Origin of the sequence: Arthrobacter sp. ISL-5, assembly GCF_018613835.1 — a bacterium.
In the GTDB taxonomy this organism is placed as follows: domain Bacteria; phylum Actinomycetota; class Actinomycetes; order Actinomycetales; family Micrococcaceae; genus Arthrobacter.
The window spans coordinates 1-25,618 of the sequence record NZ_JAGGPM010000028.1 but is presented as its reverse complement, the minus strand read 5'-3'; the positions used below and the strand labels follow the sequence as shown (position 1 = coordinate 25,618).

The 25,618-nt window shown below is 65.5% G+C and carries 28 protein-coding genes and 5 pseudogenes; 16 read left to right on the top strand and 17 right to left on the bottom strand.

Annotation, left to right across the window (positions count from 1 at the left end; genetic code table 11):
- Window positions 1-216: 216 nt before the first annotated feature.
- Window positions 217-678: an NUDIX hydrolase gene (locus J7I89_RS15040; RefSeq protein WP_214971867.1), complete on the bottom strand. Its 462-nt coding sequence runs from the start codon at window positions 676-678 to the stop codon at window positions 217-219.
- A gap of 58 nt (window positions 679-736) precedes the next feature.
- On the opposite strand from J7I89_RS15040, the gene J7I89_RS15035 reads away from it, so the two are divergent.
- Window positions 737-1,813 (top strand): pirin family protein, encoded by a 1,077-nt coding sequence (locus J7I89_RS15035; protein WP_214971866.1) that lies wholly within the window; start codon window positions 737-739, stop codon window positions 1,811-1,813.
- A gap of 36 nt (window positions 1,814-1,849) precedes the next feature.
- On the opposite strand, the gene J7I89_RS15030 is transcribed toward J7I89_RS15035, so the two are convergent.
- Window positions 1,850-2,812, bottom strand: a complete 963-nt coding sequence (locus J7I89_RS15030) for a BadF/BadG/BcrA/BcrD ATPase family protein (RefSeq protein ID WP_214971865.1) — start codon at window positions 2,810-2,812, stop codon at window positions 1,850-1,852.
- 36 nt (window positions 2,813-2,848) lie between these two features.
- On the opposite strand from J7I89_RS15030, the pseudogene J7I89_RS25795 reads away from it, so the two are divergent.
- Together J7I89_RS25795 and J7I89_RS15025 are read left to right on the top strand one after the other, a co-directional pair.
- A pseudogene (locus J7I89_RS25795) lies at window positions 2,849-3,016 on the top strand (nitronate monooxygenase); the annotation flags it as partial.
- A gap of 109 nt (window positions 3,017-3,125) precedes the next feature.
- Window positions 3,126-3,647, top strand: a complete 522-nt coding sequence (locus tag J7I89_RS15025) for a nitronate monooxygenase (protein WP_308159925.1) — start codon at window positions 3,126-3,128, stop codon at window positions 3,645-3,647.
- Between the two features lie 51 nt (window positions 3,648-3,698).
- On the opposite strand, the gene J7I89_RS15020 is transcribed toward J7I89_RS15025, so the two are convergent.
- Window positions 3,699-4,694, bottom strand: a complete 996-nt coding sequence (locus tag J7I89_RS15020; RefSeq protein ID WP_214971864.1) for a LysR family transcriptional regulator — start codon at window positions 4,692-4,694, stop codon at window positions 3,699-3,701.
- Window positions 4,695-4,865: 171 nt separating this feature from the next.
- On the opposite strand from J7I89_RS15020, the gene J7I89_RS15015 reads away from it, so the two are divergent.
- The gene (locus J7I89_RS15015) at window positions 4,866-6,170 is read left to right on the top strand and encodes an MFS transporter (RefSeq protein WP_214972109.1); all 1,305 of its coding nucleotides are present in this window, start codon (window positions 4,866-4,868) and stop codon (window positions 6,168-6,170) included.
- Here the strand turns inward: J7I89_RS15015 and J7I89_RS15010 are convergent.
- A complete protein-coding gene (locus J7I89_RS15010) occupies window positions 6,167-7,330 on the bottom strand; it encodes a PLP-dependent aspartate aminotransferase family protein (protein ID WP_214971862.1) in 1,164 nt (387 codons plus the stop codon). The two genes, J7I89_RS15015 and J7I89_RS15010, sit on opposite strands and share 4 nt — an antisense overlap.
- Window positions 7,331-7,463: 133 nt before the next feature.
- Here J7I89_RS15010 and J7I89_RS15005 point away from each other — a divergent pair, with 133 nt between their 5' ends.
- On the top strand, window positions 7,464-7,976 hold the full coding sequence (locus J7I89_RS15005; RefSeq protein ID WP_214971859.1) for an Lrp/AsnC family transcriptional regulator: 513 nt from the start codon (window positions 7,464-7,466) through the stop codon (window positions 7,974-7,976).
- Between the two features lie 77 nt (window positions 7,977-8,053).
- Here the strand turns inward: J7I89_RS15005 and J7I89_RS15000 are convergent, their stop codons facing one another.
- The 3 genes from J7I89_RS15000 to J7I89_RS14990 all read right to left on the bottom strand — a co-directional run bounded on the left by J7I89_RS15000 (window position 8,054) and on the right by J7I89_RS14990 (window position 10,379).
- Entirely contained in the window at window positions 8,054-8,293 is a 240-nt protein-coding gene (locus J7I89_RS15000; protein ID WP_214971857.1) for a 2-nitropropane dioxygenase, read from the bottom strand.
- Window positions 8,290-9,000, bottom strand: a complete 711-nt coding sequence (locus J7I89_RS14995; RefSeq protein ID WP_214971854.1) for a helix-turn-helix domain-containing protein — start codon at window positions 8,998-9,000, stop codon at window positions 8,290-8,292. The genes J7I89_RS15000 and J7I89_RS14995 overlap by 4 nt, the downstream gene beginning before the upstream one ends.
- Before the next feature lie 140 nt (window positions 9,001-9,140).
- Window positions 9,141-10,379 carry an MFS transporter gene (locus tag J7I89_RS14990; RefSeq protein ID WP_214971851.1) on the bottom strand — a complete coding sequence of 413 codons (1,239 nt, stop codon included), beginning with the start codon at window positions 10,377-10,379 and terminating at the stop codon, window positions 9,141-9,143.
- A gap of 152 nt (window positions 10,380-10,531) precedes the next feature.
- On the opposite strand from J7I89_RS14990, the gene J7I89_RS14985 reads away from it, so the two are divergent.
- Genes J7I89_RS14985 through zapE form a run of 4 tightly spaced genes read left to right on the top strand, consistent with a single transcriptional unit; the run spans window position 10,532 to window position 13,099 of the window.
- Complete coding sequence (locus J7I89_RS14985; RefSeq protein WP_251045377.1) at window positions 10,532-11,080, top strand: Lrp/AsnC family transcriptional regulator; 549 nt, start codon at window positions 10,532-10,534, stop codon at window positions 11,078-11,080.
- 40 nt (window positions 11,081-11,120) lie between these two features.
- Entirely contained in the window at window positions 11,121-11,546 is a 426-nt protein-coding gene (locus J7I89_RS14980) for a DUF1761 domain-containing protein (protein ID WP_214971848.1), read from the top strand.
- Between the two features lie 43 nt (window positions 11,547-11,589).
- Window positions 11,590-12,585 carry a magnesium/cobalt transporter CorA gene (gene corA, locus J7I89_RS14975; protein WP_214971846.1) on the top strand — a complete coding sequence of 332 codons (996 nt, stop codon included), beginning with the start codon at window positions 11,590-11,592 and terminating at the stop codon, window positions 12,583-12,585.
- A gap of 4 nt (window positions 12,586-12,589) precedes the next feature.
- On the top strand, window positions 12,590-13,099 hold the full coding sequence (gene zapE / locus J7I89_RS14970) for an AFG1/ZapE family ATPase (protein ID WP_214971844.1): 510 nt from the start codon (window positions 12,590-12,592) through the stop codon (window positions 13,097-13,099).
- 31 nt (window positions 13,100-13,130) lie between these two features.
- On the opposite strand, the gene J7I89_RS14965 is transcribed toward zapE, so the two are convergent.
- Entirely contained in the window at window positions 13,131-14,192 is a 1,062-nt protein-coding gene (locus J7I89_RS14965; RefSeq protein WP_214971842.1) for an NAD(P)/FAD-dependent oxidoreductase, read from the bottom strand.
- A gap of 105 nt (window positions 14,193-14,297) precedes the next feature.
- Here J7I89_RS14965 and J7I89_RS14960 point away from each other — a divergent pair, with 105 nt between their 5' ends.
- Window positions 14,298-14,879 (top strand): helix-turn-helix domain-containing protein, encoded by a 582-nt coding sequence (locus J7I89_RS14960; RefSeq protein WP_214971838.1) that lies wholly within the window; start codon window positions 14,298-14,300, stop codon window positions 14,877-14,879.
- A 75-nt stretch (window positions 14,880-14,954) separates the two neighbouring features.
- Here the strand turns inward: J7I89_RS14960 and J7I89_RS14955 are convergent, their stop codons facing one another.
- The 4 genes from J7I89_RS14955 to J7I89_RS14940 form a co-directional block, all read right to left on the bottom strand.
- Window positions 14,955-15,635: a DUF1345 domain-containing protein gene (locus J7I89_RS14955; protein WP_214971835.1), complete on the bottom strand. Its 681-nt coding sequence runs from the start codon at window positions 15,633-15,635 to the stop codon at window positions 14,955-14,957.
- Window positions 15,636-15,918: 283 nt separating this feature from the next.
- Window positions 15,919-16,554 carry a hypothetical protein gene (locus tag J7I89_RS14950; protein WP_214971832.1) on the bottom strand — a complete coding sequence of 212 codons (636 nt, stop codon included), beginning with the start codon at window positions 16,552-16,554 and terminating at the stop codon, window positions 15,919-15,921.
- 131 nt (window positions 16,555-16,685) lie between these two features.
- Complete coding sequence (locus J7I89_RS14945) at window positions 16,686-16,874, bottom strand: hypothetical protein (protein WP_214971828.1); 189 nt, start codon at window positions 16,872-16,874, stop codon at window positions 16,686-16,688.
- A 536-nt stretch (window positions 16,875-17,410) separates the two neighbouring features.
- The gene (locus J7I89_RS14940) at window positions 17,411-17,695 is read right to left on the bottom strand and encodes a GlsB/YeaQ/YmgE family stress response membrane protein (RefSeq protein WP_214971825.1); all 285 of its coding nucleotides are present in this window, start codon (window positions 17,693-17,695) and stop codon (window positions 17,411-17,413) included.
- 107 nt (window positions 17,696-17,802) lie between these two features.
- Here J7I89_RS14940 and J7I89_RS14935 point away from each other — a divergent pair.
- A pseudogene (locus tag J7I89_RS14935) lies at window positions 17,803-17,943 on the top strand (CBS domain-containing protein); the annotation flags it as partial.
- Between the two features lie 208 nt (window positions 17,944-18,151).
- On the opposite strand, the gene J7I89_RS14930 reads toward J7I89_RS14935, so the two are convergent.
- Window positions 18,152-18,373, bottom strand: coding sequence for a hypothetical protein (locus tag J7I89_RS14930; protein ID WP_214971823.1), 222 nt, complete (start codon window positions 18,371-18,373; stop codon window positions 18,152-18,154).
- 252 nt (window positions 18,374-18,625) lie between these two features.
- Between J7I89_RS14930 and J7I89_RS14925 the strand changes: the two are divergent.
- Window positions 18,626-18,961 (top strand): annotated as a pseudogene (locus J7I89_RS14925) (Tn3 family transposase); the annotation flags it as partial.
- A 154-nt stretch (window positions 18,962-19,115) separates the two neighbouring features.
- Window positions 19,116-20,377, top strand: a pseudogene (locus J7I89_RS14920) (IS256 family transposase).
- A gap of 52 nt (window positions 20,378-20,429) precedes the next feature.
- On the opposite strand, the gene J7I89_RS14915 reads toward J7I89_RS14920, so the two are convergent.
- On the bottom strand, window positions 20,430-21,407 hold the full coding sequence (locus J7I89_RS14915; protein ID WP_214971820.1) for an IS1595 family transposase: 978 nt from the start codon (window positions 21,405-21,407) through the stop codon (window positions 20,430-20,432).
- A 416-nt stretch (window positions 21,408-21,823) separates the two neighbouring features.
- Window positions 21,824-22,282 carry a hypothetical protein gene (locus J7I89_RS14910; protein ID WP_214971817.1) on the bottom strand — a complete coding sequence of 153 codons (459 nt, stop codon included), beginning with the start codon at window positions 22,280-22,282 and terminating at the stop codon, window positions 21,824-21,826.
- 585 nt (window positions 22,283-22,867) lie between these two features.
- On the opposite strand from J7I89_RS14910, the gene J7I89_RS25255 reads away from it, so the two are divergent.
- The 3 genes and pseudogenes from J7I89_RS25255 to J7I89_RS14895 all read left to right on the top strand — a co-directional run bounded on the left by J7I89_RS25255 (window position 22,868) and on the right by J7I89_RS14895 (window position 24,326).
- Entirely contained in the window at window positions 22,868-23,092 is a 225-nt protein-coding gene (locus J7I89_RS25255) for a VOC family protein (protein ID WP_214971814.1), read from the top strand.
- 94 nt (window positions 23,093-23,186) lie between these two features.
- Window positions 23,187-23,345: pseudogene (locus J7I89_RS25960) on the top strand (hypothetical protein); the annotation flags it as partial.
- 66 nt (window positions 23,346-23,411) lie between these two features.
- Complete coding sequence (locus J7I89_RS14895) at window positions 23,412-24,326, top strand: carbon-nitrogen hydrolase family protein (RefSeq protein WP_214971813.1); 915 nt, start codon at window positions 23,412-23,414, stop codon at window positions 24,324-24,326.
- A gap of 7 nt (window positions 24,327-24,333) precedes the next feature.
- Here the strand turns inward: J7I89_RS14895 and J7I89_RS14890 are convergent, their stop codons facing one another.
- On the bottom strand, window positions 24,334-24,897 hold the full coding sequence (locus J7I89_RS14890) for a hypothetical protein (RefSeq protein WP_214971811.1): 564 nt from the start codon (window positions 24,895-24,897) through the stop codon (window positions 24,334-24,336).
- Window positions 24,898-24,946: 49 nt separating this feature from the next.
- Entirely contained in the window at window positions 24,947-25,348 is a 402-nt protein-coding gene (locus J7I89_RS14885) for a hypothetical protein (RefSeq protein ID WP_214971809.1), read from the bottom strand.
- Between the last annotated feature and the right edge of the window lie 270 nt (window positions 25,349-25,618).

Genomic DNA, 25,618 nt, shown 5'->3' with positions numbered 1-25,618 from the left:
TAATGAAGGAGTTTTTGCGAGTGCGCGTTGCGCGCAGGAATGCTGCAATCATCAGGTCCACCTCCCCGCTGCGAAGTTCATGCCGAATGGAAGCCCCCCGGACCGAAACATCCGGAGACTTCCCTAGGATAGCCAGCCCCAGCCGGCCTGGCTAGGGAATCACGCCGGGGAAATCATGCCAGGGAATCCGGTCGTGAACCAGGCCCGGGAATCCAGCTAACGGAAATCACTCAGTTTGCCGTTGACCGGGCGCTCACGGAACAGCCGCAGGGCCGCATCAACCAGGGAAACCCGGTTGAGCGAGCCGACCTCATTCAACGGAATCCACGCGGCGTGGGTAGTGGTGCCGTTCACCTCGTGGCTGAGCTCCCCGCCGGTCACGGTTGCCTCATACACCAGCCGGAGGGACTGGAAGTCCCTGTCGATTCCGTCCAGCCTGATGCCCGCCGGCCAATGGCCGACGTCGATCCCGAGCATGGGGCCGATCTCGGCGTGGTAGCCGGTTTCCTCGAAGATTTCCCGTGTGCAGCCGTCCACCGGATGCTCGGCCAGGTCCAGGCCGCCGCCGGGAAGCGTCCAGCCTTCCTTGCCGTCCTGCTTCCAGTACGCGAGCAGGATGGCGCCGTCACGGATGATGACGGCGTAGGCGGCAGGCCGGGTGTCGAAGTGAACGCTCATGGATCCAGCGTAGACCCGGTCCTATGCCGGCCACGGGCGGCGGTCCTACAGTGGGACTGTGACGAATCTCGAGGTCCTCCCCCAGGAGGAAGTGTGCCCGCCGGCCGGCCCGGACGCCGGCACCGGAACCGGCCCCTGCGTGCAGTTGTGGCCGGCGCGCGAGGTGCCGCTGGGCGGCATCCGCGGCATGAATGTGCTGCGCACCCTGCCGCAGCGCGGCCTGCCGACCGTCGGCGCCTGGTGTTTCCTGGACAGCTTTGGCCCGGACCGGACGCCGATGTCCGTGCTGCCGCATCCGCACACCGGCCTGCAGACTGTTACCTGGCCGCTGGCCGGGCAAGTACGGCACCGGGACAGCGTGGGCAGCGACGTGATCGTCCGCCCGGGCGAACTCAACATCATGACGGCCGGCTACGGAGTTGCACACTCCGAGTTCGCCGTCCTGCCGGCGGCAGTGGCTGCAGCCGACCACCACGGTGGCGGGGCTCAAAGCGGCGGAGCGGACGACGGCGGTGCGCAGCTTCCGGTGCAGCGCGGCCTTCAGCTCTGGGTGGCACTGCCCGACGCCGAAAGAAACCGGCCTCCGGCCTTCGAACAGCACCGTGACCTGCCCACGGTCCACGGTCCCGGTTTCGCCGCAACGGTGATGGTGGGGAGTTTTGCCGGCGGCTCGTCGCCGGCAACGATGTACACACCGATCGTGGGCGTGGAGGTCCGGTGCCACGGTGCCGCGGCGTTGCCGCTTAATCCGGAGTTCGAGCATGCCGTCCTGGTGCTCGACGGCGGCCTGACGGTGGATGGCCAGGACATCGGTCCCGGCCCGCTGGGCTACCTGGGCGAGGGGCGTGAGGCGCTCCACGTGGACGGGCTGCCGGATACCCGCTTCCTCCTGATTGGCGGTGAGCCCCTCCAGGAGGAGCTGCTCATGTGGTGGAACTTCGTGGGCAGGACCCATGAGGAGGTGGCGCAGGCGCGGGCCGACTGGGAAGCCCAGGCATCGCTGCCCGACGACGCCGCCGCGGGTGCCCGGTTCGGGCTGGTCCGCGGCCATGGTCCGGACGCTGGGCGCGAGGCCGGCAGGATCCCCGCGCCGCCCCTGCCCGGCGTGCAGCTCAGGCCCCGGACCCGGTCCTGAGCCCTCCGCTGCACGGTTGGCCGGGAAGCAGGACCGTCAGCCCTGTTCGCCCACGAGCTGCAGGACACCGAAGACGGGATCCTGGTCGAGCACCCGGACGTCCGTGACACCGGCCGCTGCGAGCCGGTTCCGGAATGCGTCCTGGAGCCGGACGACGTTCATGCCCAGCCCGCTGCCGAGGATGACCGGGCCGTCGAGCCCGAGCTGCCGCAGTACCTGCGCCGCCATGTCAGCGAGGTCATGGCCTGCCTGGTCAACGAGCTGCCGGCTGATCAGGTGGCCGGAATCCGCGGCCTCGACCACCAGCCTGGCCTGCTGCGCCCAGTAACGGCGGCCCGCGGAGGGGGAGTGGAACAGGGCGATCAGCTTGTTGGGGTCGTCCACCCCGCAGGACTCAAGCAGCGCCCGGGTCAGTTGGTCCGGTTCCAGGCCCTGGTTCATGCGGCGCAGGCTGTGGCGGACGGCCTCCCGGCCCAGCCAGTAGCCGCTGCCTTCGTCGCCGAGGAGGTAGCCCCAGCCGCCGGCCCGTGCTTCTTCACCGCGCCCGTTCCGCCCCCACGCCGCCGAGCCCGTGCCTGCGATGACGGCCACGCCGCTGCTTGCTCCGCCCGCGGCCAGCAGCAGGCGGGAATCATGGACCACGGTGATCCTGGCCCCGGGAACATGCGGTTCGATGAGGGCGGCCAGGGCGGCCGCGTCCTCGTCCGTGTCGATGCCGCCGGCTCCGGCGTAGACGTAGGACACGGGGCCCTGGCCTATTTTGGCGAAGAGCTCCGCCAGGTGTGCAGCCGCTTCTGCGCGGCTGACATTCTGCACGTTCGAGCTTCCGACGCTTTCGTCGGCGACGGGTACTCCGTGTTCGAAGCGGACTCCTCGCGTCTTGGTTCCTCCGATGTCCAGGCCGATCACAACGTCGTGGGAAGGAACTGTGGTCCCGGATTGAAGGGCGCCCCCGGAAGGAACAGACTGCGCATCGGGTAGGTTGTCAGAGTTAGTCACCTGAACAGCCTACTGAGTCGTCTCAAGGAGCAGACAATGCCCCATGCCCTGTTTGGCACCCGGATCATCGCGGCACCCATGGCCGGCGGGACATCGACTCCCGGCTTCGTTGCAGCAGTTCACCGCGCCGGCGGCCTCGGCTTCCTCGCGGCCGGGTACAAGACTGTCCCGGCGATGAGCGAGGAGATACGGGCCGCACGCGAGGCGGGCATCAGGTTCGGCGTGAACGTCTTCGTTCCGGATCCCGCGCAGCTGCACCCCTCCCCCGACGATGTGAACCGGCTCGAGCAGTACCGGCTCAGCCTGCGCGCGGATGCCGACCGCTACGGCGTCAGCCTCCCGCCACGGCGCCTTCCTGGCAGACCGCCGGCCGGCCGGGACACCGTCCACGACGGCGGAGCTGCTCAGGGAGGTGGGTGCCGCCGTCGGCCTTCCGCTCATAGCTGCCGGTGCCGTGTCGGATGCGGCGGCCGTGACGTCGGTGCTCGCCGCCGGCGCGGAAGCGGCGCAGGTGGGGACTGCCCTCCTGCGGACGGACGAGAGCGGCGCCCGGCAGTTGCACAAGGACGCCCTGGGAGCCGCACGGTTTACGGAAACGACGCTGACCCGCGCGTTCACGGGACGCTACGCTCGGGCCCTGGTCAACGACTTCGTGCGCGACCATGAAGACGCCCCGGACGGATACCCGGCCATCCACCACCTGACGGCCCCCGTCCGCGCGGCCGCGGCGGCCGCCGGGGACGCTGAACGCCTGAATCTGTGGGCCGGTACCGGCTGGCGCACGGCCAGGACCGGCCCCGTGGCGGATGCCATGAGCGGCCTCCTGGGAGGCTAGCGCCGGCGAGCCGTGGCCAGATTCCCGAAAGTCACGTCCGCGAACGCCCCGTCACCGGGCGTCGAGTCCCGAACGTGCACGGACCAGCCCGGCCAGTAGCGCTGGACCGTCCGCCAGCACCAGCTCCCGGAAGAGCCGCACCGGGTCCGGCTCGGCGTCGCGCGGGGTTCGGCGTTCGCGCCAGGCCATGCCGATCTCCCGGAACGCGAGCTCAGATTCCAGCGGGATCTCCACCCAGCCCAGGCCGCCGGCCCGGGCTGTCGCGTCGCTCCCCGGCCCGGTGCCGCCGCCCGGCGGCAGGATACTGACCCCCAGCCCGGCGGACACCAGGCCGCGGACCGTGTGGGAATCTTGGCTTTCGAAGGCGATCCGGGGCCGGAATCCCGCTTCCCGGAACATCGCATCAGTGAGGGACCGCAGTCCGTATCCCGGCCCGAGGGCAACAAAGGGATCTTTCCGGATGTCGGCCAGGCCCGCACTCTGGCGGCCGGCCAGCCGGTGCCGGTGATGCACGACGAGCCGCAGCGGTTCCCGATACAGGGCAGCCGAGCCGATGGTCCGGCTGGCCGCCGCCACCGGGGCGGTCAGGGCAAAGTCGGCCTGGCCGGAAGCCAGCTCGGCAAGGCAGCTGTCGCGGGAGCCCTGGCTGAGGTCGAACTCCGTCTGCTGGTGGCGGCTCCGGAATGCGCTGATCAGCAGCGGCAGCGTCGCCTCGCCGAACGTGTGCTGGAAGGTCACGGCTATCCGGCCGCGGACCACTTCGGATTCATGCCGCACCAGGTCAAGGCCCGTGCGGAAGTCCGCGAGCGCAGATTCGACGTACGGCAGCAGGGCCTTGGCCGCCGGCGTCAGGCGGACACCCCTGCCTTCCCGGATGAGCAGCTCCGTGCCCACGACGGCGCTGGCGCGGGCCAGTGCCCGGCTCACGGTGGACTGCGGAACACCGAGAAGTTCGGCGGTTTCCGTGATGTGCTGCGTGCGGCCAAGCTCGGCAAGCAGCGGAAGTATCGGCAACAGCTGCACGAGCTGCCTGTGCTGTAGGTCCATGGCTCCCCGGCTCTATTCATCCGTTTTTGCTATGATTTCTAGCTGAATCATGCATTGGATGCTCAGTCAGCATAGATCTACGCTGGAAAAATGCCAACGCCCACCAAGCCAACGTCCGGCCAGACGCTGCCACGCAAGACAGTGCCAAATAAGCCGGCGTCAAGCGAGCCCATGCCCGGCCGCCCGGACCAGGCGCGGTGGGAAGGGCACGCCAAAGGTTCGCCGGCGTATGGCAAGATCCTTGGCGGGCTCGCTTTCGCAGGCGTGGCCACCTTCGCGCAGCTCTACTCGACCCAGGCGGTTTTGCCGGTCATGGCGGCGGAACTCCGGGTCACGGCCGCTGAAGCGGCGCTGACCATTTCCTTGGCCACCGTGGGGCTGGCCGTGACCGTTATCCCGTGGTCCTTCCTGGCGGACCGGATCGGGCGTGTCCGGGCCATGGCCTGGGGAATCTCGGCCGCGACCGTGCTGGGCCTGATGGTTCCGCTGGCCACTTCGTTTCCCATGCTGCTGGGTCTCCGGATGCTCGAAGGCATGGCGCTGGGCGGCATCCCGGCGATCGCCATCGCCTACCTGAACGAGGAGATCAACAGGGCTCATGCGGCGGTGGCTGCGGGCAGCTACGTTGCCGGCACAACCTTGGGCGGCCTGGCCGGCAGGCTCGTGGCCGGTCCGGTCGGGGAATTGTGGGGATGGCGCGCCGCCGCCTTCGCGGTATCCGTCCTGGCCACCCTCGCCGCAGTGCTGTTCCTGGTGCTTGTGCCCAAAGCCCGGGGCTTCAGCCCGGCCAAGGCCAGCGGCTTCCGTGGAGCAGCCCGGACACTGGCCGGGCATCTCGGCAATCCGGGGCTGCTGGCCCTCTACGTGCAGGCGTTCCTGCTGATGGGCGGCTTCGTGGCGGTCTACAACTATCTGGGATTCCGGCTCTCCGGGGAGCCGTTCAGCCTCCCCGCCACTGTTATCAGCCTGATCTTCCTGGCCTACCTTTCCGGGACGGCGACCTCCCGCTGGGCTGGCGGCCTGACGCAGCGGTTCGGCCGGCGGAACGTGCTGCTCGGCGGAATCCTGCTGATGTCCGCAGGCCTTGCCCTGACGCTCACCCAGGTCCTGGTGCTGATCCTGGCCGGGCTCGTGGTCTTTACCGGCGGCTTCTTTGCGGCCCACAGCATCGGCGCGGGGTGGACAGGAGCCATCGCCGTTTCCGGCCGCGCACAGGCCGCGTCACTGTACAACCTTGCCTACTACCTGGGGTCCAGCATCATCGGCTGGGCCGGCGGACTGGTGTTCCAGTCGCTCGGCTGGACGGCCCTGGCCGTAACCGTGATTGCCCTGGGATGCACGACGGCGGTGATCACCGCCGTCGTGCATCCCGCCTCAGCGGGCGAACCGGGCCCGCGTCCCCCGCGCTCCGCACGCCGGCGGAACCCGGCTGGGCAGCCGAACGCGGCAGGACAGCAAAACCCGGCAGGCGGCTAGCGCGTTCCCTCGATTGCCTGGATGAGGTCTTCGAGGATGTCCGTTGCGTCTTCGAGCCCCACGGAGACGCGGAGAAGGCTGGCGTGCGGCTTGGCGCCGTCCGCCACCGGGCGGTGGGTGAGGCCGGCCGGATGCTGGATGAGGGTGTCGATTCCGCCCAGTGACACGGCGTGGGTGATCATCCGGACAGCCGAAGGGACGCGCCCCGCATGGTCGGCACTGTGCAGCTCCAGCGCGAGCAGCGATCCCGGGCCTGACATCTGGGTGCCGACCAGACCGTGCGGATCACATTCGGGGAGGCCCGGGTAGCGGACGGTGCGAACCAGTTCATGCCCGGCGAGCCCGGAGGCCACCTTGTGGGCGGTGGCCTGCTGCGCGCGCACGCGGACAGGAAGCGTGGCCAGCCCGCGGTGCAGAAGGTAGGCCGGCAGCGGCGTCAGGATGCCGCCGGTGATAGCCCTTACCTGGCGAAGGCGGCTGGCCCACTCCGGCGACGCCGCCACCACCCCGCCCATGGCATCACCGTGGCCGCCCATGAACTTGGTGGCACTGTGCAGCACCAGGGCGGCACCGTGCTCGAGCGGCCGCTGAAGGACGGGCGTGGCAAAGGTGTTGTCCACCAGCACAGGCACGCCGTCCGCGGCGGCCACGAGCACCGAAATGTCCACCAGGTCAAGGCTCGGGTTTCCGGGAGTCTCCACCACAACCAGTCCGGTATCGGGCCGGAGCGCAGCGTGCACCCCTTCCGCGTCCGTGAAGGTCACCTCGGTTCCCAACACACCGGACGCAAGGATATGGTCGCTGCCGCCGTACAGGGGCCGAACCGCCACCACGTGCTTCTTTCCGCCCGCCACGGCGGCCAGGAGCACGGCGCTCAGGGCGGCCATGCCGGTGGCGAAAGCCACTGCCTCGGGGGCTCCTTCCAGAAGGGCCACCCCGGCCTCGAAGCGTGCCACGGTGGGATTCCACAGCCGCTGGTAAACGGTGCTCTGTCCCTCCGCGTGCGGGCCGCCGGTTGCCAGGTGCTCGTAGGCAAGGCCTCCGTCCGCGACGGAGGGAAGCGGGGCGGTGGTGGAAAGGTCGATCGGAACGGCGTGGACGCCCTGGTCCGTGAGGCCGTTCCGGCCGGCGTGAACTGCCAGCGAGTCAAGAGAAAGCACGGTACTCCTTGTGAATTATTCGCCATTGAATGCCGCAAGTATCTGGCAAATATTCGGATAGATACAGTGCTCATGAATGGATCGACGGGAAAGTGGCGACTATGATGAACACAGAACACTTTAAGGAGGGTCCGTGAGCAGCATCGCGAAGAATATTCGATCTGGAGCGGGAAACAACGAGCCGTTGGACGCCATCGACGAACGGCTTCTGGCCGCCCTGGTCGACGACGCCCGGATCTCCAACAAGCAGCTGGCCGAAATGGTGGGCATCGCCCCCTCCACCGCACTGATGCGCACCCGCGCGCTCTCCGAACGCGGCATCATCCAGGGCTTTGAGGCCAAGCTGAGCCTGTCCGCGATCGGACGCTCGGTCCAGGCCCTGATCGCCGTCCGGCTCCGCGCCCATGACCGCGAGCAGATCGACCGCTTCACGGCCCGCGTGCCCAAGCTGCCTGCCGTGCTGTCCACGTTCCACACTTCAGGCTCGGTGGACTACCTGCTGCACATCGCCGTCGCCACCACGGAGGACCTGCGCGACTGGGTCCTGGACAATCTGGCGACCGACCCGGTGGTGGGCCACACCGAAACAACCCTCGTGTTCGACCATATCCAGGGCAACCACGGGCCGCTGCCGGAACAGGACTAACCGGCCAGCGGCCTGGCCGCACTAGCCGGGCCGCCTGGCCGGGCCGCGTGGCCGGCCAGGCACGCCGCCAGGGCTACTCAGCCCTGGGGCGGCAGGCCAGAGTGGGCGGTGCCCAGCATGTCGGCCCGGAGCACATTCAGTTCGTCGCGGCGCAGGGCGGCGGCCTCCAGCTGCCTCACCGTCTCCTCCGGGCGGGCGCGGCGGCTTTCCGCCCAGGCAACCAGCCCCGATCCCACGCGGACGGCCGCGGCTTCGATGAAGGACGCGCGCCGGGAGGCGGAGCCCGGGACAGACCGGCTGATCGATAGAACGCTCATGGCTCTTTCCTTTCGGGACTTGTTCTCTTGGTGGAGTTAGTTTTCGCTGCTTTGCGTGCTCCGCGGCTCGCTGCCGTGGCGGGAACGCCAAGGATCGGGAACGCATTGAAATGGATCTGGACCGGCCGGGCGTCGTCCTGCTCGCCCTCGTCGCGGATCTCCTCCAGCAGCCGGTGCCCGAAGGCCTCGACAGCACGGGCGTACCGGCCCAGCTGTTCGGCGTTCATCCGCGCATTGGAGGTGTTGATGGTCGCGGCGTGAAGCCAGTCGCTGTCCAGGGCATCCACGCCATGGGCCATGAAGTCGGCCAGCACCGCCTGGCGGCCATGTTCAAACTCGCGGCTGACGAGTCGTGAGGCCTCCTCGGTGGCAGGCGAGCTGGCCAGTTCCGGGGACGAGACCTGCAGGGCGCCCCGGGGCCTTTCCCACCATCGCTCCCTGGCGGTCCCCTTGCCCTCAACCTCACGGACAAAGTCGTGTTTGGCCAACTGGCGCAGGTGATAGCTCGTGGAACCGCTGGACTCCCCCAGGAGCTCACCAAGGCCGCAGGCAGTCTGTGCACCATAGCGGGAGAGCATCTCCAGGATCTGCACCCGGAGCGGGTGGGCGAGGGCCTTCAGGGACGCGGTGTCCATCTTGCGCACCGGGAACGGGAATTCCTCGACGTCACTGGCGTCATTCCTGCCGGGCTGCGGAGTGGTTTCCATACGGCAAGGCTACGCTTGCAAAGAAACCTTTGCAATGATTTGTTTGCAACACTTTCTTTGCAGCCTGTTCTTTGCAACGCAGGTTTTCTGCGGATATTGCCGCGGGCCTTTCCCGGGACCCTTGGTTGGCGGACGGGGCCTCACGCGGCGCGGAGGCTTTGGCGCAGCGTCACCGCCGCCAGCACGCCTGCGGCGATGCCGCAGAGCACGACGAAACCCGCCACGGCCCCCTCGAGCCCATAGGCCGCCGTCGCGAGTCCCAGCCCGATAACCGGAACGGCGCTTCCCAGGTAGGTGATCACGTAAACCGTGCTGATGATCTGGGCATGGCGCGACGCCTCCACCTTCCCGGCGACGTCATTGAAGACGGTCCGGAAGGCGATGCCCTGGCCGACGCCCGCCGCGAGGCTGGCAGCGATCAGCAGCCAAGGATTTGTCCAGGCCGCCGCGGCGGCGATGAGCATCACTGAGCCTCCCAGCACCGCCAGGCCGGCCGGCACGGCAAACCTGCCGCGGACGCCAACCAGCTGGCTCAGCGCGGAGGCGCCGAGCGTCAGTCCGGAGAGCACGCCGATGAGGGGACGGGAATCAACGCTGACGATCCGGGCAAAGTACCCCGGCGCGAGGGAGAGGCAGAAACCAAAAACGGTGAAGCTGAGGAATCCGACGGCGGCCGCCAGCCAGAATGCCCCGCGCGCCTCGCGCGACACCGACGGACGGCGCGGCGCCAGGGCCTTTAGCGGGCGCGGGCCGACGGCCGGCTTGATGGCGGGACGGGCGCGGAGCAGGTAGAGCGGGACCAGCAGCGCAAGGAGGACCAGGGAATGGATGAAGTATGGCGTGGATGTGGGTCCCGGCAGCAGGGACAGCACTCCCCCGATCGCCGGACCGGCCGCCACTCCCCCGGCAGAGGCCAGCAGGGTGAACCGTGAGGCCCACTCGGGCCGTTCCGGCAAGAGCTCACGCAGGGCGGCGGAGCTGGCACCCGTGGCAAGGGCCACGGCGATGCCCTGGAGCGCGCGGCCTGCACACAACGCGGGCAGGCTGTCGGCATGCGCAAAAACGAAGCCTCCCGCGAGCCCCGTCAGGACGGCGAGCAGCAGCGCCGCCCGGCGTCCGATGTGGTCGGACCAGTGGCCGGCCAGCACGAGGGTGGTGACGAGAGCCAGGACGTAAGCGGAAAAAGCCACCGTGATGCCGAGGGAGCCGATGCCCAGCCGGGCCTGCAGCAGCGGGTAGAGGGGCGTCGCCAGGTTTGCCCCCACCAAAAGCGTGAAGATGACGACGCCGGCCATCGCCAGCCGTGAGGTGTTGGACGCATTCCAACCCCGGCGGCCGGCGACGGCCGGACGCATCCGAAGTTCGCTAAAGACGGTCATGCCCGTGCCCTTGCCTGTGTTCCGCGTCGCCGGCCCCTTGTGGGAGCTGCCCCGCGGACGGAAATTGATACCTACAGAATGAGGCAGGAGTGCGTACCAGCACCTTGTTTCGTGGGAAAATTGATCAAAACCGTCAATCTTGGACCCAAAATATGAACCGGAGTGATGATTTGAACAGCCTGGACCCCACCGACCTCAAGATCCTGCTCGAACTGGTCCGCGATCCGCGCATCCAGATCGGCGAGCTGAGCGACAAGCTCGGCATCGCGCGGAACACGGCCCAGTCGCGCGTCCGGCGGATGCTTCGCTCGGGCGTACTGCACGACGGCGGCCGCGAGATCGACCTCGAATCGGTCGGCTACGACGTGGTCGCCTTCGTGACGATCGAGGTAACGCACCGGGAACTCGACGGTGTGGTGGGTGCCCTGCGGCTCCTTCCCCAGGTCCTCGAGGTGCACGAGATCTCCGGCCGCGGCGACGTCTGGTGCCGCGTGGTGGCAACGGATACCCACAACCTCCAGGCCGCCCTGCGCTCGATTCTGCGGATCAAGGGGGTCATCCGGACCGAAACCGTGCTGGCGCTCCACACACACATCCAGTACCGGACGGAACCGCTGATCAGCCGCCTTGTCCAGGGGGCTTCAGTTCAGGGTGCTTCAGTCCAGGCGCCGTCAGCCCTGCCGACACGGCCGGGCGGCTGATCCGGCGGCCGGTACCCTGCTTGGGGAATAGGATTCGAAGATGGATTGGCTCTCTTACATACCGCAGATCAACTGGCTCGCCGTGCTGCTTGCCTTCATCGCCAGCATGGCAATCGGCTTTGTCTGGTACCTGCCCGCAGTGCTGGGAAACAGATGGATGGCAGCAATCGGCAAGACCGAAGAGGACCTCAAAAACACCGAGGGCGGAGCCGGCATCTGGCTGCCCATGATGGTGGCCGCGGCACTGACCGCCGTCCTGCTCGCTGTGCTGATCGGCAAACTGGGGCTGGACAACGCTGTGGCCGGCGGGTGGTTTGCCCTGGTCCTGGCGGTCGTCTTCCGCACCGGCGGGCACGTCATCCACAACGGCTTCGCCGGCCGGCCGGTAGCCGTGACGCTCATTGATTCCGGCCACGATGTGGTTGCGATGACAGCCGCCGGCGTCATCATCGGCGCAATGTCCTGATGGCCCCTGACGTCCTGAGCCCCCTGACGGAGATCTGCAGACTGTGACCATCATCGACAACGCCGTTTACGTTGACGGCGTCCGCAGCGCCGAGCCGGAGAACCTTGAGCAGACGTTTGAGACGCTTGCCAAGCACGGCGGCATGGCGTGGATCGGGCTGTACCGGCCGTCGGGAACCGAGATGGCCGCCGTCGCGGAGGAATTCGGCCTACACGAGCTAGCTGTCGAGGACGCCATCTCCGCGCACCAGCGGCCCAAGCTGGAGCGCTATGGCCACAACCTCTTCACTGTCCTCAGGCCCGCCAGGTACCGCGACGACACGGAAACGGTGGAGTTCGGCGAGCTCCACATCTTCACGGGCATGAACTTCGTGGTGACCGTGCGCCACGCGGAAATGACGGGCGTGGGGCAGGTCCGGCGCCGGCTGGAGTCACGCCCCGACCTCCTCCGCCACGGGCCTGAAGCTGTGCTCTACGCACTTCTGGACCAGGTGGTGGATGATTACGCTCCGGTGGTCGCCGGGCTGGAAAACGACATCGACGAAATCGAAGACCAGCTGTTCTCCGGCGATTCCACGGTGTCCCGCCGCATCTACGAACTTGCCCGCGAAGTCATCCAGTTCCAGCGGGCCATCCATCCGCTTCCCGCCATGATGCAGCAACTCAAGCAGGGCTTCGAGAAGTATGAAGTGGAGGAGGACCTCCAGCACAGCCTCCGGGACGTGGAGGACCACGTGCAGCGGGTCATCTCCCGCGCCAACTCGTTCCGTGACCTCCTGCAGAACGCTCTCACGCTGGACGGCACGCTGACCGCCAACCGGCAAAACGAAGCGAGCGCCAAACAGAACGAACAGGTGAAGAAGATTTCGTCGTGGGCGGCCATTTTCTTCGCGCCCTCCTTCGTTGCCGGCATCTACGGCATGAACTTTGACCACATGCCGGAGCTGCACTGGGTTTACGGATATCCCATGGCGATGCTCCTCATGGCCGGAACCGCCGGCCTGATGTACGTGATTTTCAAGAAGAAAGGCTGGCTCTAGCGTCATGACCGAATTCCAGCGCGGGCTGATCATCTCCCCGGGAACCGAACGGCAGCTGGGCGCCTACGGACTTTTCCGGCCCTCGCCCCCGCAGCAGCAGGTGCTGGCCCTCCCCTCGGGGCCGCTGACTGTCAGGAGCGCCGATCCGGACGTACTCTGGGTCAGCTTCGCCGAGTTGTGTGCCAGGCCCCGTACTGACGCCGACCACATGGCGCTTGCCGGACAGTTTCCCTCGTGGGTGATCGATGGCGTCCCGTCCCCGGCCGTGCCGGCCGCCACCGGTTCTGCTGCTGCCTGGCACCGGTTCCTGGACATTGTGGATGTGCTCCACGACCGGGACAGGGTGCTGTTCCTGGTCGGCGCCGGTCCGCTCGATTGGGCGGCTGCCGCACGGACCGCGGCCTTGCCGGCTGAGGAGGCGTCGGTGCTTGCCCGCATTGCCGAGCGGCTGTCCTCCCTGCGCCGGATCGAATCCGACGAAGAGCTGGAAGACGAACTAACCGCCGGCTGCTAGATGCAACGGCACCTTCGCGGTAACTGTACGGCTACCCTGCTTCACGGCCCTCTATCCGACCCGTGAACGCGGCATCGAGTCCGTGGCGCCTGTTTCCGAGTATCTTCTCGCTGACACGTGCTTCGATTTCCGCTGTAAACGGGCCTACCGCGGCGGAGACAGCCCTCCGCGTATCTTCGCTGATGAGATCGGCATTGATGGCCGCGCCTGCTGCCACCCCCGCGGCAGCGGAAGCCATGACCTGCGCCGTCAGGTCGGAGACGTTCCCTGCCGCCCACACACCGGCCACGGATGTGGCACCCTGGGCGTTGGTTTCGACACGCTTCCCTATACCCAGCGGGTGCTCCACAGTTTCAACTCCGAGTGATTCCAGCAGTGCTGAGCGCGCCTCAAACCTTGGGCCCACCACTACAGCCTCCACCGGCAGCACCTTGCCGGAGGACAAGGCAACCCCAGTCACTGCATCATCGGTGACTTCCAGCGACAGAACGCTGCCCATAACGACGGCGATGGATCGTGCGGACAACTGCTCCCATTCCTCTTCCGATGGCTCTACTGCGTCGTTGAGGAACAGTGTGATGTTGGCGCTCCACTGCCGGAACAGCAGCGCCTGATGAACGGCCATTGGCCCGGACGCCAGCACTCCGATTGCCCGGTGCCGGACCTCCCACCCGTGGCAATACGGGCAGTGCAACACGTCACGGCCCCATCGTTCCCTGAGCCCTTCGACCCTTGGAAGCTCATCGGACAACCCGGTGGCTATCAGCAGGCGCCTGGCTGCCACCGTCCGCCCATCTCGTAAAACGACGTCGAACCCGTGAGCGGAGGTGCGGGCGGCGACGACTTCCCCGCTTGTGACTGTTCCCCCGTAGCGTCGTACTTCCTTCCTGCCCTCGACAAGGAGTTCCCCGGGGCTCACTCCGTCCCTGGACAGGAATCCGTGCACGCCGGCCGCGGGGGCGTTTCTCGGTTCTCCGGCGTCAACGACGAGGGTTGATCGTAGCGCCCTGCTTAGAGTCACCGCCGCACTCAGCCCGGCAGCGCCACCGCCCACAACCACAACCTCGTATTTTCGACTTATTTCGCTTGCCATACCCAATTCCTCCGCCCGTACAACGGCCTTGCTGCCGTTGCTTCCATAGTTCGGCACAGCGTGGAGGATCGGCAAAGAATTTTGCCGTTATGGCAACATGGAGGCATGGACGATGAGCTCGGAAAACGCCTTGATGCGGTGGGGCCGCGGATGCGGGCCCTTCGAACGCAGCGGCACCTGACTCTGGCCGACGCGTCCGCCGCCACAGGGATTTCGGTGAGCACCCTCTCGCGCCTGGAATCCGGGCAGCGCCGACCCACTCTTGAGCTACTCCTGCCGATCGCCAGACTGTACAGGCTTCCGCTGGAGGAGCTCATCGACGCCCCGGCCACCGGGGATCCCCGCATTCACATCAAACCCGTGGTGCACGCCTGGGGCACGATCCTTCCTCTTACCCGGCGCCCGGGGGGAATGCAGGCATTCAAGATGGTGCTCCCGGGCAGCAGCCGCGCGCGCGTGCCCGATTTGCAGGTTCACGAAGGATACGACTGGATTTACGTCCTCAACGGACGCTTGCGGCTTGTCCTGGGCCAAGAGGACTTCGTGATGTCCCCCGGTGAGGTTGCTGAATTCGACACCCGTACGCCGCACTGGTTCGCGAGTGCGGATAAGGAGCCAGTGGAGTTTCTCACTCTGTTCGGCCAGCAGGGAGAACGCATCCACGTCCGAGCACGGCCCAAACACTGAAGATGTCACGGCTCACCACAGTCTGTGGGACCAACCGGATTCGAACGCCGATAGGCGACGACAAGACTTGAGGAACTAGCTCGCCAGACCGATCACCACGTTGATGGTGGTGGCCAGGATTACGGTTCCAAAGAGGTAGGACAGGAGCCCGTGTTTCAGCGCCTCTGCACGGATTCTGTGGCTCTCAAGGTTGGTGTCCGAGACCTGGTAAGTCATGCCCAGGCTGGTGGCCAAGTAGGCGAAATCTGAGTACTGGGGCGGGCGCTCCTGGTTGAAGCTGATTCCGCCGGGCTCCTGGCCGTGCTTTTCCGGGTCGTAGTACAACTCTGCATAGCGCAGGGTGAAGAGCGTCTGCACCAGCATCCACGACAACGCCACGCAGGACAGCGCCAAGAGGCCTCGACCCAGCGCGTCATCGGCGCCGGCGGCACCACGGTGGGAGTCGACCACAACGGCGGCAACTGCCGCGAGACTGGCCACGTTGGCAGCAAGAATGAGCAGATCGGTGACACCCCGGGCGGGATCCTCGGCAATGGCGTGCTTGCGTGTCCCAGCGGGATCCAGCCTGCCGATCACAGCCCACACCCAGAGGACATACGTCAGCGAAGCCACCGCCCACCCGATTGCGGGAGCGTCGATCCAGCGCCCCGAAAGACCGGCGGCCACCGCGGCCGCCACTCCCGTTACGACCATGATCACGAAGCGAAGCCTGCTGCGCCTCACGAGGCCAGTGGGCGAGGCGGCGGAGGAGTCCATGGTCTGTACTCTAATCAACCAGGCCCCTATTTCTGGAGCGGGAGTACCTCAGCAGCCGCGAACCGGACCGAAACCATTCCAGACGCAGAAAAATTGTGGAGCTAAGGGTGTCTAGTTTCACGACATAGTTCACACATGAGTCGGGACATCGTTCACAGTTGACGCGGGACCGGTGAGTCGGGACATCGGTGACACTTCGGGTTGCTTGGATGACTCACGTCGAAGCAGAACGTCATCGCCGTGACCGTCCAGGGCCTTTCGGGCACGGAACCAGCGCACACAGTCACTCGTAGGCGGCGCTGAAGATCCTGGCCTTGTAGAAGCGCGCGTCGGACCAGCCGCGCTCGTCGGTCGGCGACTCCAGGTCCTTGCCGATGCTTACCTTGGTGCCCATCTCACCGGTGTCGGGTGAACCGACGACCCAGACGTACTCCTTGGTGGTGGGGTGCCGGGCGATGGACTTGACCCGTTCCTTGGCCCAGATCGGCTTGCCGACGACCTTGTCGTTGCTGTTGACGTCGTAGCGGTAGACGCCCTTGCTGTCGGTCAGCAGGAGGTGACCGCGCTTGGTGTAGTCGGGTTGGAGGTCGTGACCCATCTTCGCGCCGGGGTGGTCGATGACCACTTCGCGCCAGACGTCGAGGTCGGTGTTCTGGCCGGATCCCTTGACCTTGTATCCGACGAGCCTGCCGTCGCCGAGCACCCACAGCACTCCTTTGGAAACCTCGTTCTTAGTGCGCGGATCCCAGAGGATGCCATGGGCGCCCGGGAAGCTCCAAGAGTTGACCCTCTCATGGCTGTCGAAGTCGTTGATCTTGTCCGGGTTCTTCGGGGAGTAGAGCTGGAGGTTCTTCCCGCCCTTGGAGCTTCCAGGGTGACATGACCGAGGCCCGGGCGGGTGACAACTTCTCCCTTGCATTCCTTGTGTTCAACACCATCTCTAACCTCTTGACGCAGGAAGAACAAATCCGCTGCTTCCAAAATGCTGCCCGCCATCTTGCGCCTGGCGGGTGCTTCGTCGTTGAACTCTGGGTGCCCCAATTGCGTTCGTTACCACCCGGACATGGCGGAACCGTCGAGGTGAGCGAGCCCGGGTATCTCCTGGTCGATACCTACGACCTGCTCCACCAGTACGTCATCTCGCACCATGTGCGGTTCGGCCCGGAGCTGTCGGATGGCCGGGATGCCCGGATCGCGGACACCGCACCGATACATCTGGCCCAGCGAGCTCGATCTCATGGCCCGGCCGGATTCGTGCTGGAATCCAGATGGGCAGACTGGGACCGGAATGAATTCTCCGCGGAATCTCGCAGTCACGTGTCGGCGTACCGGCTCGCAGCGCGTTGAAGGATTCTCATCGGGGTGGGAGCACAACGAACGAGGGCCGTACCGTTGCGTGTCTCGCCCGGCTTGGAATGGCACAGCGGCGGTCTTAGTCGAGCTTCAGGCCAAACCGTCGCGTGAGGAGTGCCCTCTTGAAATGGGCTCGGCGGCATCTACCTGGCCGGACGGGGCGCTTGATAAAAAGACCTGCAGCCTCTTCCTTCACCTCTGGCCCGCGCAGAAATCACCGGAGAAGAGGCACGGCCTCGGCATCTGGCTGCACACCCAGCGGTTCAAGCTGCGCCGCGGCCGACTCGACCTAGTAAATGCCGGCGCTCTGGACACTACCGTGCCGTGCTGATGGATCGGAAGAAAACCACTGCTTGACCCGTGGCCCCCATTGCGAGGTGTGGCCGCGGCGCCATTCGCTGTAGGGACCGCCGTGGGCCCGTTCAGATCCTCCGCCGGGAAAAAAATCCCCGCCTTCCGCCCGTTGTGGCGGCGAAGATTCCCAGTGCGATGACGGATCCCAGGATGGCCAGCAGCCAGGTACGGAGGTTGAAGAAACTTCCGAGGCCGCCGCCAAAGATGAGCGAGCCGATCCACCCGCCGAGGATCGCTCCGACAACCCCCAGGAGCAGGGTTACCAGCCACCCGCCGCCCTGCCGTCCGGGAAGGATGGCCTTCGCGATGGCTCCCGCGATCAGGCCGAGAATGAGAAATCCGAGGATTCCCATGACGCGCTTCTTTCTTGTCAGCTAGGTGCAGGCCGGTCATCACCGGTCATACTCTGAGTATGATCAGCCTGCTTAGCATCTGACAAGCATCCATGTTTGAACCGAAGGAAAAACACCAGGTCCGCCGGTTGCCAGTCATCGACGGACATGACCTGGTCGGTATCGTCACGCAGGCAGACATTGCCCGGAACTACCCCGAGGACCGCGTCGGAGAACTCGTAGAACTCATTTATTGGGTATCTGCTTAGCTGAAGTAGCCCGTACATGCGGGGAATTGTTCGGCTCATTCACTCGTCCGAGGCCGGTACGGGCGCGCTGCTGGAGTCCGTTGGGTGGCTCTTGGGGGAGCCGCACAATCGGCAAAAAATCGTACGCTAAGGCGTTCGGGGTGGTTTGGCGTCGTCGCGAGGGACGCGGCCGGCTCTGGCGGGCTGGGAGTCTTAGAGGCCGGTCGCGTTACTTGTCGTAGGCGGACGGCGACGATCCAGCGTTGTTCCCAGATGTTGCCATTTCCTTCCACCACGCCGCGCCTGCCATCATCTCCCTGACCTGGCTGTCAGTGAGCTGAGGATGGGCGTCGGCGGTGTGCGCCTTGATGCTTTGGAACAGCTCTTCGTCATCCGCGCCGGTGAACTCGATCCTATCGTGCGAGGGATCTACACAGTGGAATCCGCGCATTGCTCCTCCTTCGAACGTTTGCGACTATACAGACGTTTGACCGATCGATACGATTATGGACCATGCGCGCCGTGGCGACAAGGTCGGCCGGGGCCATCTTCTGGTGGTTGTCGTTGCTGCGCGTGTTGGCTCGAGAGCGGGTCGCGCCACCAGAGCAATCGCCGCGTGTGATGGAAGCGTCGGTCGGTCCTCATGGCATAGCGACACGAGCGAAGACGCGGACTCGGACGTATTCCACCGCGACCACCGACACGACGCCGCGTCACCGCCGGGCTGAACAAGGGAGAAGCCCGCAACGCCCTCGCCCAAGCCGTGTTCCTCAACCGCAAGGGCGAGATACGCGACCGCACCTTCGAGCACCAACGCCACCGGGCTTCCGGCCTCAACCTCGTCACCGCCGCCATCGTCCTGTGGAACACCGTCTACCTCGAATGAGCCACCACGGCCCACCCCGATCCCGGCCTCGAACAGCACCTCTCGCCCCTGGGCTGGGAACACATCAACCTCACCGGCGACTACACCTGGCGTCCCAACACCCGCGGCCCCGGGCGCTACCGACCCCTACGCAAACCACCCCGAAGGCCTTAGTGTACGATTTTTCACCGATTCTGCGGCCTCCCCCTCTTGAACCACTCCCCGGAGGACCTGGCCAGGAGCGTTGGAAGGGCCGACTTCCTCAGCGCCGCCAGAGTCCGGGACTGTACATTTTCTGGTGTAACTCCTGAGGAAGAAGGAGACACCCGTGACGGATGTGACAGGCGCTGCGATCGATGCGGTGGATGAGGAACTGGTTCGGCAGCTGACGGAGCGCGCCCGGGCGGAGGGGCTGCAGCTGACCGGGGAGGGCGGGCTGCTGCGGAAGCTGACCAAGCTGGTGATGGAGTCGGCGCTGGATGGCGAACTGGACGATCATCTCGGCTACGGCAAGCACGATCCGGCCGGGCGCGACGGCGGCAACTCCCGCAACGGCCGGCGGTCCAAGACGCTGCTGACCGAGGCCGGGCCGGTGGAGATCTCGGTGCCCAGGGACCGCGACGGGTCGTTCGAGCCGCGGATCGTGGCCAAGCGGCAGCGCCGGCTGACCGGGGTGGACGACCTGGTGATCTCACTCTCGGCCAAGGGCCTGACCCATGGCGATCGCGCACCTGGCCGAGGTCTATGGCGCCGAGGTGTCCAAGCAGACCATCTCCACGATCACCGACCGGGTGCTCGAGGGGATGGGAGAGTGGCAGAACCGCCCCGCTTGACCCGGTGTACCCGGTGATCTTCATCGACTGCGTGAACGTGAAGATCCGCGACGGCCAGGTAGCGAACCGCCCGATCTACGTCGCCCTGGCCGTCACCGTGGACGGGACCCGGGACATCCTCGGACTGTGGGCCGGCGAGCACGGCGACGGCGAGGGCGCGAAGTACTGGCTGCGGGTGCTGACCGAGATCAAGAACCGCGGCGTGGCCGACTGCTGCATCGTGGTCTGCGACGGTCTCAAGGGCCTGCCGGACGCGGTCGCGACGGTGTGGCCGCAGACCGTCGTGCAGACACGCATCGTTCACCTGCTGCGCAACAGCTTCCGCTATGCATCGAAGAAGGACTGGTCGCAGATCGCCAAGGACCTCAAGCCGGTCTACACCGCGCCGAGCGAGGCGGCCGCGCTGGACCGGTTTGCGGAGTTCTCCGGCAAGTGGGAGAAGCGGTACCCGGCGATCATCGGACTCTGGACCAACGCGTGGGCGGAGTTCGTTCCGTTCCTGCAATTCGACAACGAGATCCGCACAGTGATCCGCACAACCAACGCGATCGAGAGCATCAACGCCCGGATCCGCCGAGCCGTGAACGCCCGAGGCCACTTCCCCACCGAACAGGCCGCGCTGAAGTGCGTCTATCTGGCGATCATGAGCCTGGACCCCACCGGCAAGGGCCGAAAACGCTGGAGCAACCGCTGGAAGGCCGCCCTGAACGCCTTCGAGATCACCTTCGACGGACGCCTGTCCGCCGGCAGGAACTAGAACAAGAAACAACCCCAGTTACACCGAATAATTGACAGACCCCAGAGTCCTTTCACTCGTGGAGCGGGCGGGGATCGCTGTCCTGGGGGATGACGAGGTCTTTCAGCGGTGCGGGGTCGGTGTTGGTGGCCTGCTGGAGGAGCCGGTAGAACAGCAGCCCGCGGCTTCTGGCGGTGCGGCGGTTGAAGCGGAAGGTGAACTCGTCGAGGTAGTAGCCCAGCTGTTCACGTGAGATGCCCTGATGGAGGGTGCCGTCGATCCAGCGTTTGAGCTGGGAGGCGGCCATGTGGACTGCCGGCATGTTCACGTGCGCGGGGATGTCTGAGCCGAGCTGGGTGAAGTACTCGTGCTGGTAGCCGAGGTCGGCGAAGCGCCGCAGCTGCCTCGCCCCGTCGGTCCGGATCGTCGAGCCGGGCGCAACGACGCGCTGGCCGAACTTCACCAGCGCGAGCCTGCGGTCGGTAGGTCCGGGCTCGAGGCGGATGCGCCCGATCCGGTTGTGGTCCAGGTGCTCGGCGGCGACCAGGACCGAGATCATGTCCGGGCCGACGCCGGGCAGGCCTCGGTGGACCCCGCCGATGAAGCTCTCGTCGACCTCGACCAGCCCGGAGAGCATCTCCCGGTCAGGCCGCACCATCGCTCGGCGGAGCTTGTGCATCCACGCCCACGCCGTCTCATACGACTTCATCCCCAAGACCCGCTGCAGGCCAAGCGCGGACACGCCGTTCTTCTGTGCGGTCACGAACCACACGGCAGCGAACCACGTCCGCAGCGGGGTGCGGGTGCGGTCGAAGATCGTCCCGGCCGTTACCGACGTCCGGCGGGAGCACGCCCTGCACATCCACAGCCCAGCGCCCGTGCGCCAATACTCGCGGCCGCCGCACCGCGGGCAGACGAACCCGTCCGGCCAGCGCAGCTTCGCCAAGTACTCGAAGCAGGCCTCGTCGGAGCTGAACCAGTCCTGGAACTGCGCGAAGGTCCTCGGATAGTCCACGCCCGCTCGCGGCATCTGAGGCGACAAATCGGCCATACCTCAGCCTACTTCAGCTAAGCAGATACCTAATACTCATTTCCTTCTACTAGGCTCCGCCGCGCTGCCGGCCTAAAGCGGGGCGGCAGCCACCCGGAGGGCTTCGCTGGGCTGCACGACGTCGCACTTTCGAGGCAGACCCTTGATGCAAACCGGCGACCGGTTTCTCTTTGGGTCAATAGGCTGTGCTTATCACGTCGTGGGCGCACTCAGCGCAAGTAGGAGCCCATCCACATGGTCGGGTCTGGGACGCCCTTGAGCTCCCGACTCGTGCCGCCTTGGGTTGGCTTTGCCGGTGACCTCCGAGAGCGCCTGAAGGTCAGAACTAAGAGCACTCTTGGGCGCGTTCACGTCGCGAGCGGCGTGTTTCGAACCCTCCATGTACCGTCGCGTCAAGTGTTCATGTGTTCTATCGGTTACGCGTAGGTCAGCGTCATGGTCACTGACGCCACGGTGAAGGTGCTGCTGCCAGGGCTAGCTCCCACAACGAATTGTTCTGCGCTGTTGCCGTCCGCGATTTCCGGCAGGAACGTCGGGTCGTCGACACACAGGGTGCGTGTCACGGTTGGTTCAGTGCCCACATTCTCGAAGCCCGGACCGGCGCCCGGATCGAGATTGTCCGGAGTGATGGTAAGCCCCTCGCCCGGGTCCAATAGATCGCCCGTGAAAGTGAAAGTCCAACAGACAAGTTCAAGCGTGCCCGACGCGATTTTCTTAGCCTTCAGTGTCAGCGGGCTGCTCCCGGTTACATGAGGATCGCCGCTCAGCTTTAGTTCCGGCGTCTGTTCCGTGGAAGCCACGGCCGGTACTGCAGAAAAGACTGCCAGTCCCAAGGCTGCCGCAGTCGTCAGAATCCTACGTGTCATGGTTGTCATTGTGAGTTTCCCTTCAGTTTCGTGTAGGCGGCGCCTACAGAGTTTCCTAGCGATTCGGAATCGCTCAATAGCGTTCCCACTGGTGCAGATCGCCCCCCATCGTCGCTCTGGCGAACACTCAAGCCCGGGGCTCGGGCTTGACTTTCGCAAATATAATCGGACGAATTGGACGCCCGTCATCGTTCAAAGGCTTGGGTGATTCTGGGAGTCACCCGTAAGGGTTAAATCGGTAGTCCTAGCACCTTGGGAAAACGTTGCCACTAGGGCCCCCATCAAGCAGACGACGCAGTGGAGCTGCGTTCCCGCAGGGTTGCGCAAGGTACTAGCATCGAGGTCATGACACAGGCTCCCCACGGGCGCCCGGTTCGGCCACATCAACGTGATTGCCACCGATTGGCGACGACTCGCCGACTTCTATGGGCGTGTCTTCGGCTGCGAGCTCCTCCCGCCCGAGCGCGATTACGGCGGTTCCGATCTGGAGCGAGGCACGGCCGTGCCCGGGACGACCCTGCGCGGCGCCCACATGCGACTGCCCGGCCACGGTGACACCGGACGACGCTCGAGATCTATACTTACGGCGAGAACGTGGCGGGCGGTACGCCGGCTGCCAATCGCACCGGCTGGGGCCACATCGCCTTCGTGGTCGACGACGTCAACGCCGCCCGGGAAGCCGTCCGCGAAAACGGCGGGGCGGACGTCGGCGAGACCGTGACGCTCCAGACGGCCGACGGACGGCGGGTCACGTGGTGCTATGTGAGCGATCCGGAGGGCAACCTCGTCGAGCTGCAAAGCTGGTCCAACCCCAGCTAGCCTGCGAGCTCCTTCAGACTGCGCGCGATGTGCCTGAGGTGGCTGCGCTCGTGGCGCGCCATCCAGTCGCCGTAGTAGAGGACGCTCCGAGGAGCTCGAGCAATGGGTTCCGCGCGTCGCGAAGCTCAACAAAGAAGCAGACAGGACCCACATCCTGATGAACAATTGCTATCGCGATTTCGCCACCACGAACGCGACCGAGCTATCGGAGCCTATACGCGCCAGCGGCCTGGAGGTACTCGAGGGCCCCTAGCCGGCTTGCTGACCAATGAAACGCTCGGGTGTTGACGAGGAGCTGGGTTGGTGCCAACGTTGCGTCATGTCCACAGGAACTGTGCGAATCGCTGCAATTCAGGCCACCCCGGTAATCCTCGATGCGGAGGCATCGGTGTCAAAGGCGCTCCGTCTCCTGGGCGAGGCAGCAGGCCAGGGCGTGAAACTCGCGGTTTTCCCTGAAACGTTCATCCCCCTGTACCCGTCAGGGAAATGGGCCTACCAAGCGGCCCGCTTCGACGGATTTGATGAGATGTGGACCCGTCTCTGGGCCAACTCTGTCGACGTCCCCGGCCCCCAAATCGACCGTTTCATCAAGGCATGTGCCGAGCACGAAATCTACTGCGTGCTTGGAGTGAACGAACGGGAATCCGCTAGGCCTGGAAGTCTCTACAACACAATGACCTTGCTTGGTCCTGGGGGTTTGCTCTGGAAACATCGCAAGTTGATGCCCACGATGCACGAACGCCTATTCTACGGCGTCGGTTACGGACAGGACCTGAATGTCATCGAGACTCCAGTCGGCAAGGTTGGCGGCCTCATCTGTTGGGAGAACCGCATGCCTCTCGCTCGATATGCCATCTATCGTCAAGGCGTGCAGATCTGGGCGGCCCCGACGGCCGATGACTCTGACGGCTGGATCTCCACGATGAGTCACATAGCGATCGAATCCGGCGCGTTCGTGGTCTCGGCCCCTCAATACATCCCTCGCTCTGCGTTTCCCGATGACTTCCCCGTTCAGTTGCCAGACGATGGTCAGGCGCTCGGGCGAGGTGGAGCGGCGATCTTCGAGCCACTTGATGGCCGCGCCATAGCAGGTCCTCTTTACGATCAGGAAGGGATCGTTGTCGCAGACGTCGACCTAGATCGCTCCATGTCAGCGAAGCGAGTTTTCGACGTCGTGGGGCACTACAGTCGTGAAGACGTCCTCTACCCACCGGCCCCAACCTTCCACTTCTGAATCGGGGTCAGCCACCGCCGCCCGTGATGCTGGTCTTGATGTCCCCCAAGACGGCCAGGTCGTCATCGTTGGGCTCGGTACGGCCGATGGCGAGTGTCTGCAGCATGTAGTCCAGGTCGACAGAAGCGATCGTGTACGTTTCCGTACTGACTGTCAGGGTGCCCCTGAATTGGGGATCCTCCAGATTCGTCAGCGCAGCGATCAGTACGCCGGGTTCCTCCACGAGCGGCCGGCTGGCGTCCAGCTGCCAGTCATCATGTTCCCGGCCGAGAAATGTCGAGTACCGTGGCAGCACGAGGGACCACGGAGGACGGCGGGGCGGTGTGCCCCTGCCAGGGGCTTCCTCGACATAACCTGATTCCAGCTCAGCACGCATGCCCCACGGGGCCATGAGGAAGCGGCCGGCGCCGTCGTTGCTGACCTCCCAGAAACCGCCCGGGAAGTACCGGAAAGACCCCGTCTCGCCTTCCGGCCCGGAAGCGCTCCTGAACCTCGTGGCAAAGTCGCCGGCGAGAAACCCCGGGTCGGCGCGGGCCAGGAGTCCGATCAGCTGCTGATGGGTGGGCATCATGAGGAGAAGCGTGGCTGCATTCCTGAGCCTCCCTTAGTCGCTGGAAGCCTCAGTCCTTGGCAACATCCGCCTCAGCTGCCTTGTGTGGGAGAACGTCGAGCCTGTGCTCAAAAGTTTTGTCGGCCCCGAAGAAGGCATGGTCGGTCACTCTGAAACCAAAGGTGTCGAAGGCGTGCGCATCAATGTGGGCGCCTTCCCCCGCTGCTCGAACCCGAACTGTCAACGCCACGGGCACTTCCCTGCGGCTCCAGGAGAAGAGATTGCCCCATAGGCGGTACTGCCAGTTGGATCCCACTCGCACCTCGAGGAGGTCATCGTTCTGCCGGATCCTTGCCTTCTCCGACGCAAAGGCTCTGGAGATCGCATTCGACACTGACTCGGGGGAGAGCGGCGACGACCAGTGTTCGGTCTTCTCGAACGTCGGCTTTGTTCGGCTTGCCTCTAGCCCCATCCGCCTGCTCCTAGCACTAGGAATGTAGCCATAGCCTTGGCTGGTTGCCGTCAGCGGAGAAGGGAAGGGCTGAAGCCCCAAGACTCGTCCATGCCATGTCCTGAGCTGGTCCAGTGAGTCCGTCCCCCAGCCCTGTCCATGTCATCCGTGGGTACCCGGAATTTTTCAAGCTGAACGGTACCAACGGGAGTTAGGCGGCTAACTGTTCGGTGATTTCCTTGGGTTGGTTGATCCACGCTGGTCCGGGGAGCGCGAGGATTTTCGGGTCGG

Excerpts from the sequence above, each read along its gene's own strand:
- J7I89_RS15040 (WP_214971867.1), bottom strand. The coding sequence starts at position 678 with ATGAGCGTTCACTTCGACACCCGGCCTGCCGCCTACGCCGTCATCATC.
- J7I89_RS15025 (WP_308159925.1), top strand. The coding sequence starts at position 3,126 with ATGCCGACCGCTACGGCGTCAGCCTCCCGCCACGGCGCCTTCCTGGCA.
- J7I89_RS15020 (WP_214971864.1), bottom strand. The coding sequence starts at position 4,694 with ATGGACCTACAGCACAGGCAGCTCGTGCAGCTGTTGCCGATACTTCCG.
- J7I89_RS15015 (WP_214972109.1), top strand. The coding sequence starts at position 4,866 with ATGCCCGGCCGCCCGGACCAGGCGCGGTGGGAAGGGCACGCCAAAGGT.
- J7I89_RS15000 (WP_214971857.1), bottom strand. The coding sequence starts at position 8,293 with ATGAGCGTTCTATCGATCAGCCGGTCTGTCCCGGGCTCCGCCTCCCGG.
- J7I89_RS14995 (WP_214971854.1), bottom strand. The coding sequence starts at position 9,000 with ATGGAAACCACTCCGCAGCCCGGCAGGAATGACGCCAGTGACGTCGAG.
- J7I89_RS14990 (WP_214971851.1), bottom strand. The coding sequence starts at position 10,379 with ATGACCGTCTTTAGCGAACTTCGGATGCGTCCGGCCGTCGCCGGCCGC.
- J7I89_RS14985 (WP_251045377.1), top strand. The coding sequence starts at position 10,532 with ATGAACCGGAGTGATGATTTGAACAGCCTGGACCCCACCGACCTCAAG.
- J7I89_RS14980 (WP_214971848.1), top strand. The coding sequence starts at position 11,121 with ATGGATTGGCTCTCTTACATACCGCAGATCAACTGGCTCGCCGTGCTG.
- zapE (WP_214971844.1), top strand. The coding sequence starts at position 12,590 with ATGACCGAATTCCAGCGCGGGCTGATCATCTCCCCGGGAACCGAACGG.
- J7I89_RS14965 (WP_214971842.1), bottom strand. The coding sequence starts at position 14,192 with ATGGCAAGCGAAATAAGTCGAAAATACGAGGTTGTGGTTGTGGGCGGT.
- J7I89_RS14960 (WP_214971838.1), top strand. The coding sequence starts at position 14,298 with ATGGACGATGAGCTCGGAAAACGCCTTGATGCGGTGGGGCCGCGGATG.
- J7I89_RS14955 (WP_214971835.1), bottom strand. The coding sequence starts at position 15,635 with ATGGACTCCTCCGCCGCCTCGCCCACTGGCCTCGTGAGGCGCAGCAGG.
- J7I89_RS14950 (WP_214971832.1), bottom strand. The coding sequence starts at position 16,554 with ATGCAAGGGAGAAGTTGTCACCCGCCCGGGCCTCGGTCATGTCACCCT.
- J7I89_RS14945 (WP_214971828.1), bottom strand. The coding sequence starts at position 16,874 with ATGAGATCGAGCTCGCTGGGCCAGATGTATCGGTGCGGTGTCCGCGAT.
- J7I89_RS14940 (WP_214971825.1), bottom strand. The coding sequence starts at position 17,695 with ATGGGAATCCTCGGATTTCTCATTCTCGGCCTGATCGCGGGAGCCATC.
- J7I89_RS14930 (WP_214971823.1), bottom strand. The coding sequence starts at position 18,373 with ATGCGCGGATTCCACTGTGTAGATCCCTCGCACGATAGGATCGAGTTC.
- J7I89_RS14915 (WP_214971820.1), bottom strand. The coding sequence starts at position 21,407 with ATGGCCGATTTGTCGCCTCAGATGCCGCGAGCGGGCGTGGACTATCCG.
- J7I89_RS14910 (WP_214971817.1), bottom strand. The coding sequence starts at position 22,282 with ATGACAACCATGACACGTAGGATTCTGACGACTGCGGCAGCCTTGGGA.
- J7I89_RS14895 (WP_214971813.1), top strand. The coding sequence starts at position 23,412 with ATGTCCACAGGAACTGTGCGAATCGCTGCAATTCAGGCCACCCCGGTA.
- J7I89_RS14890 (WP_214971811.1), bottom strand. The coding sequence starts at position 24,897 with ATGATGCCCACCCATCAGCAGCTGATCGGACTCCTGGCCCGCGCCGAC.
- J7I89_RS14885 (WP_214971809.1), bottom strand. The coding sequence starts at position 25,348 with ATGGGGCTAGAGGCAAGCCGAACAAAGCCGACGTTCGAGAAGACCGAA.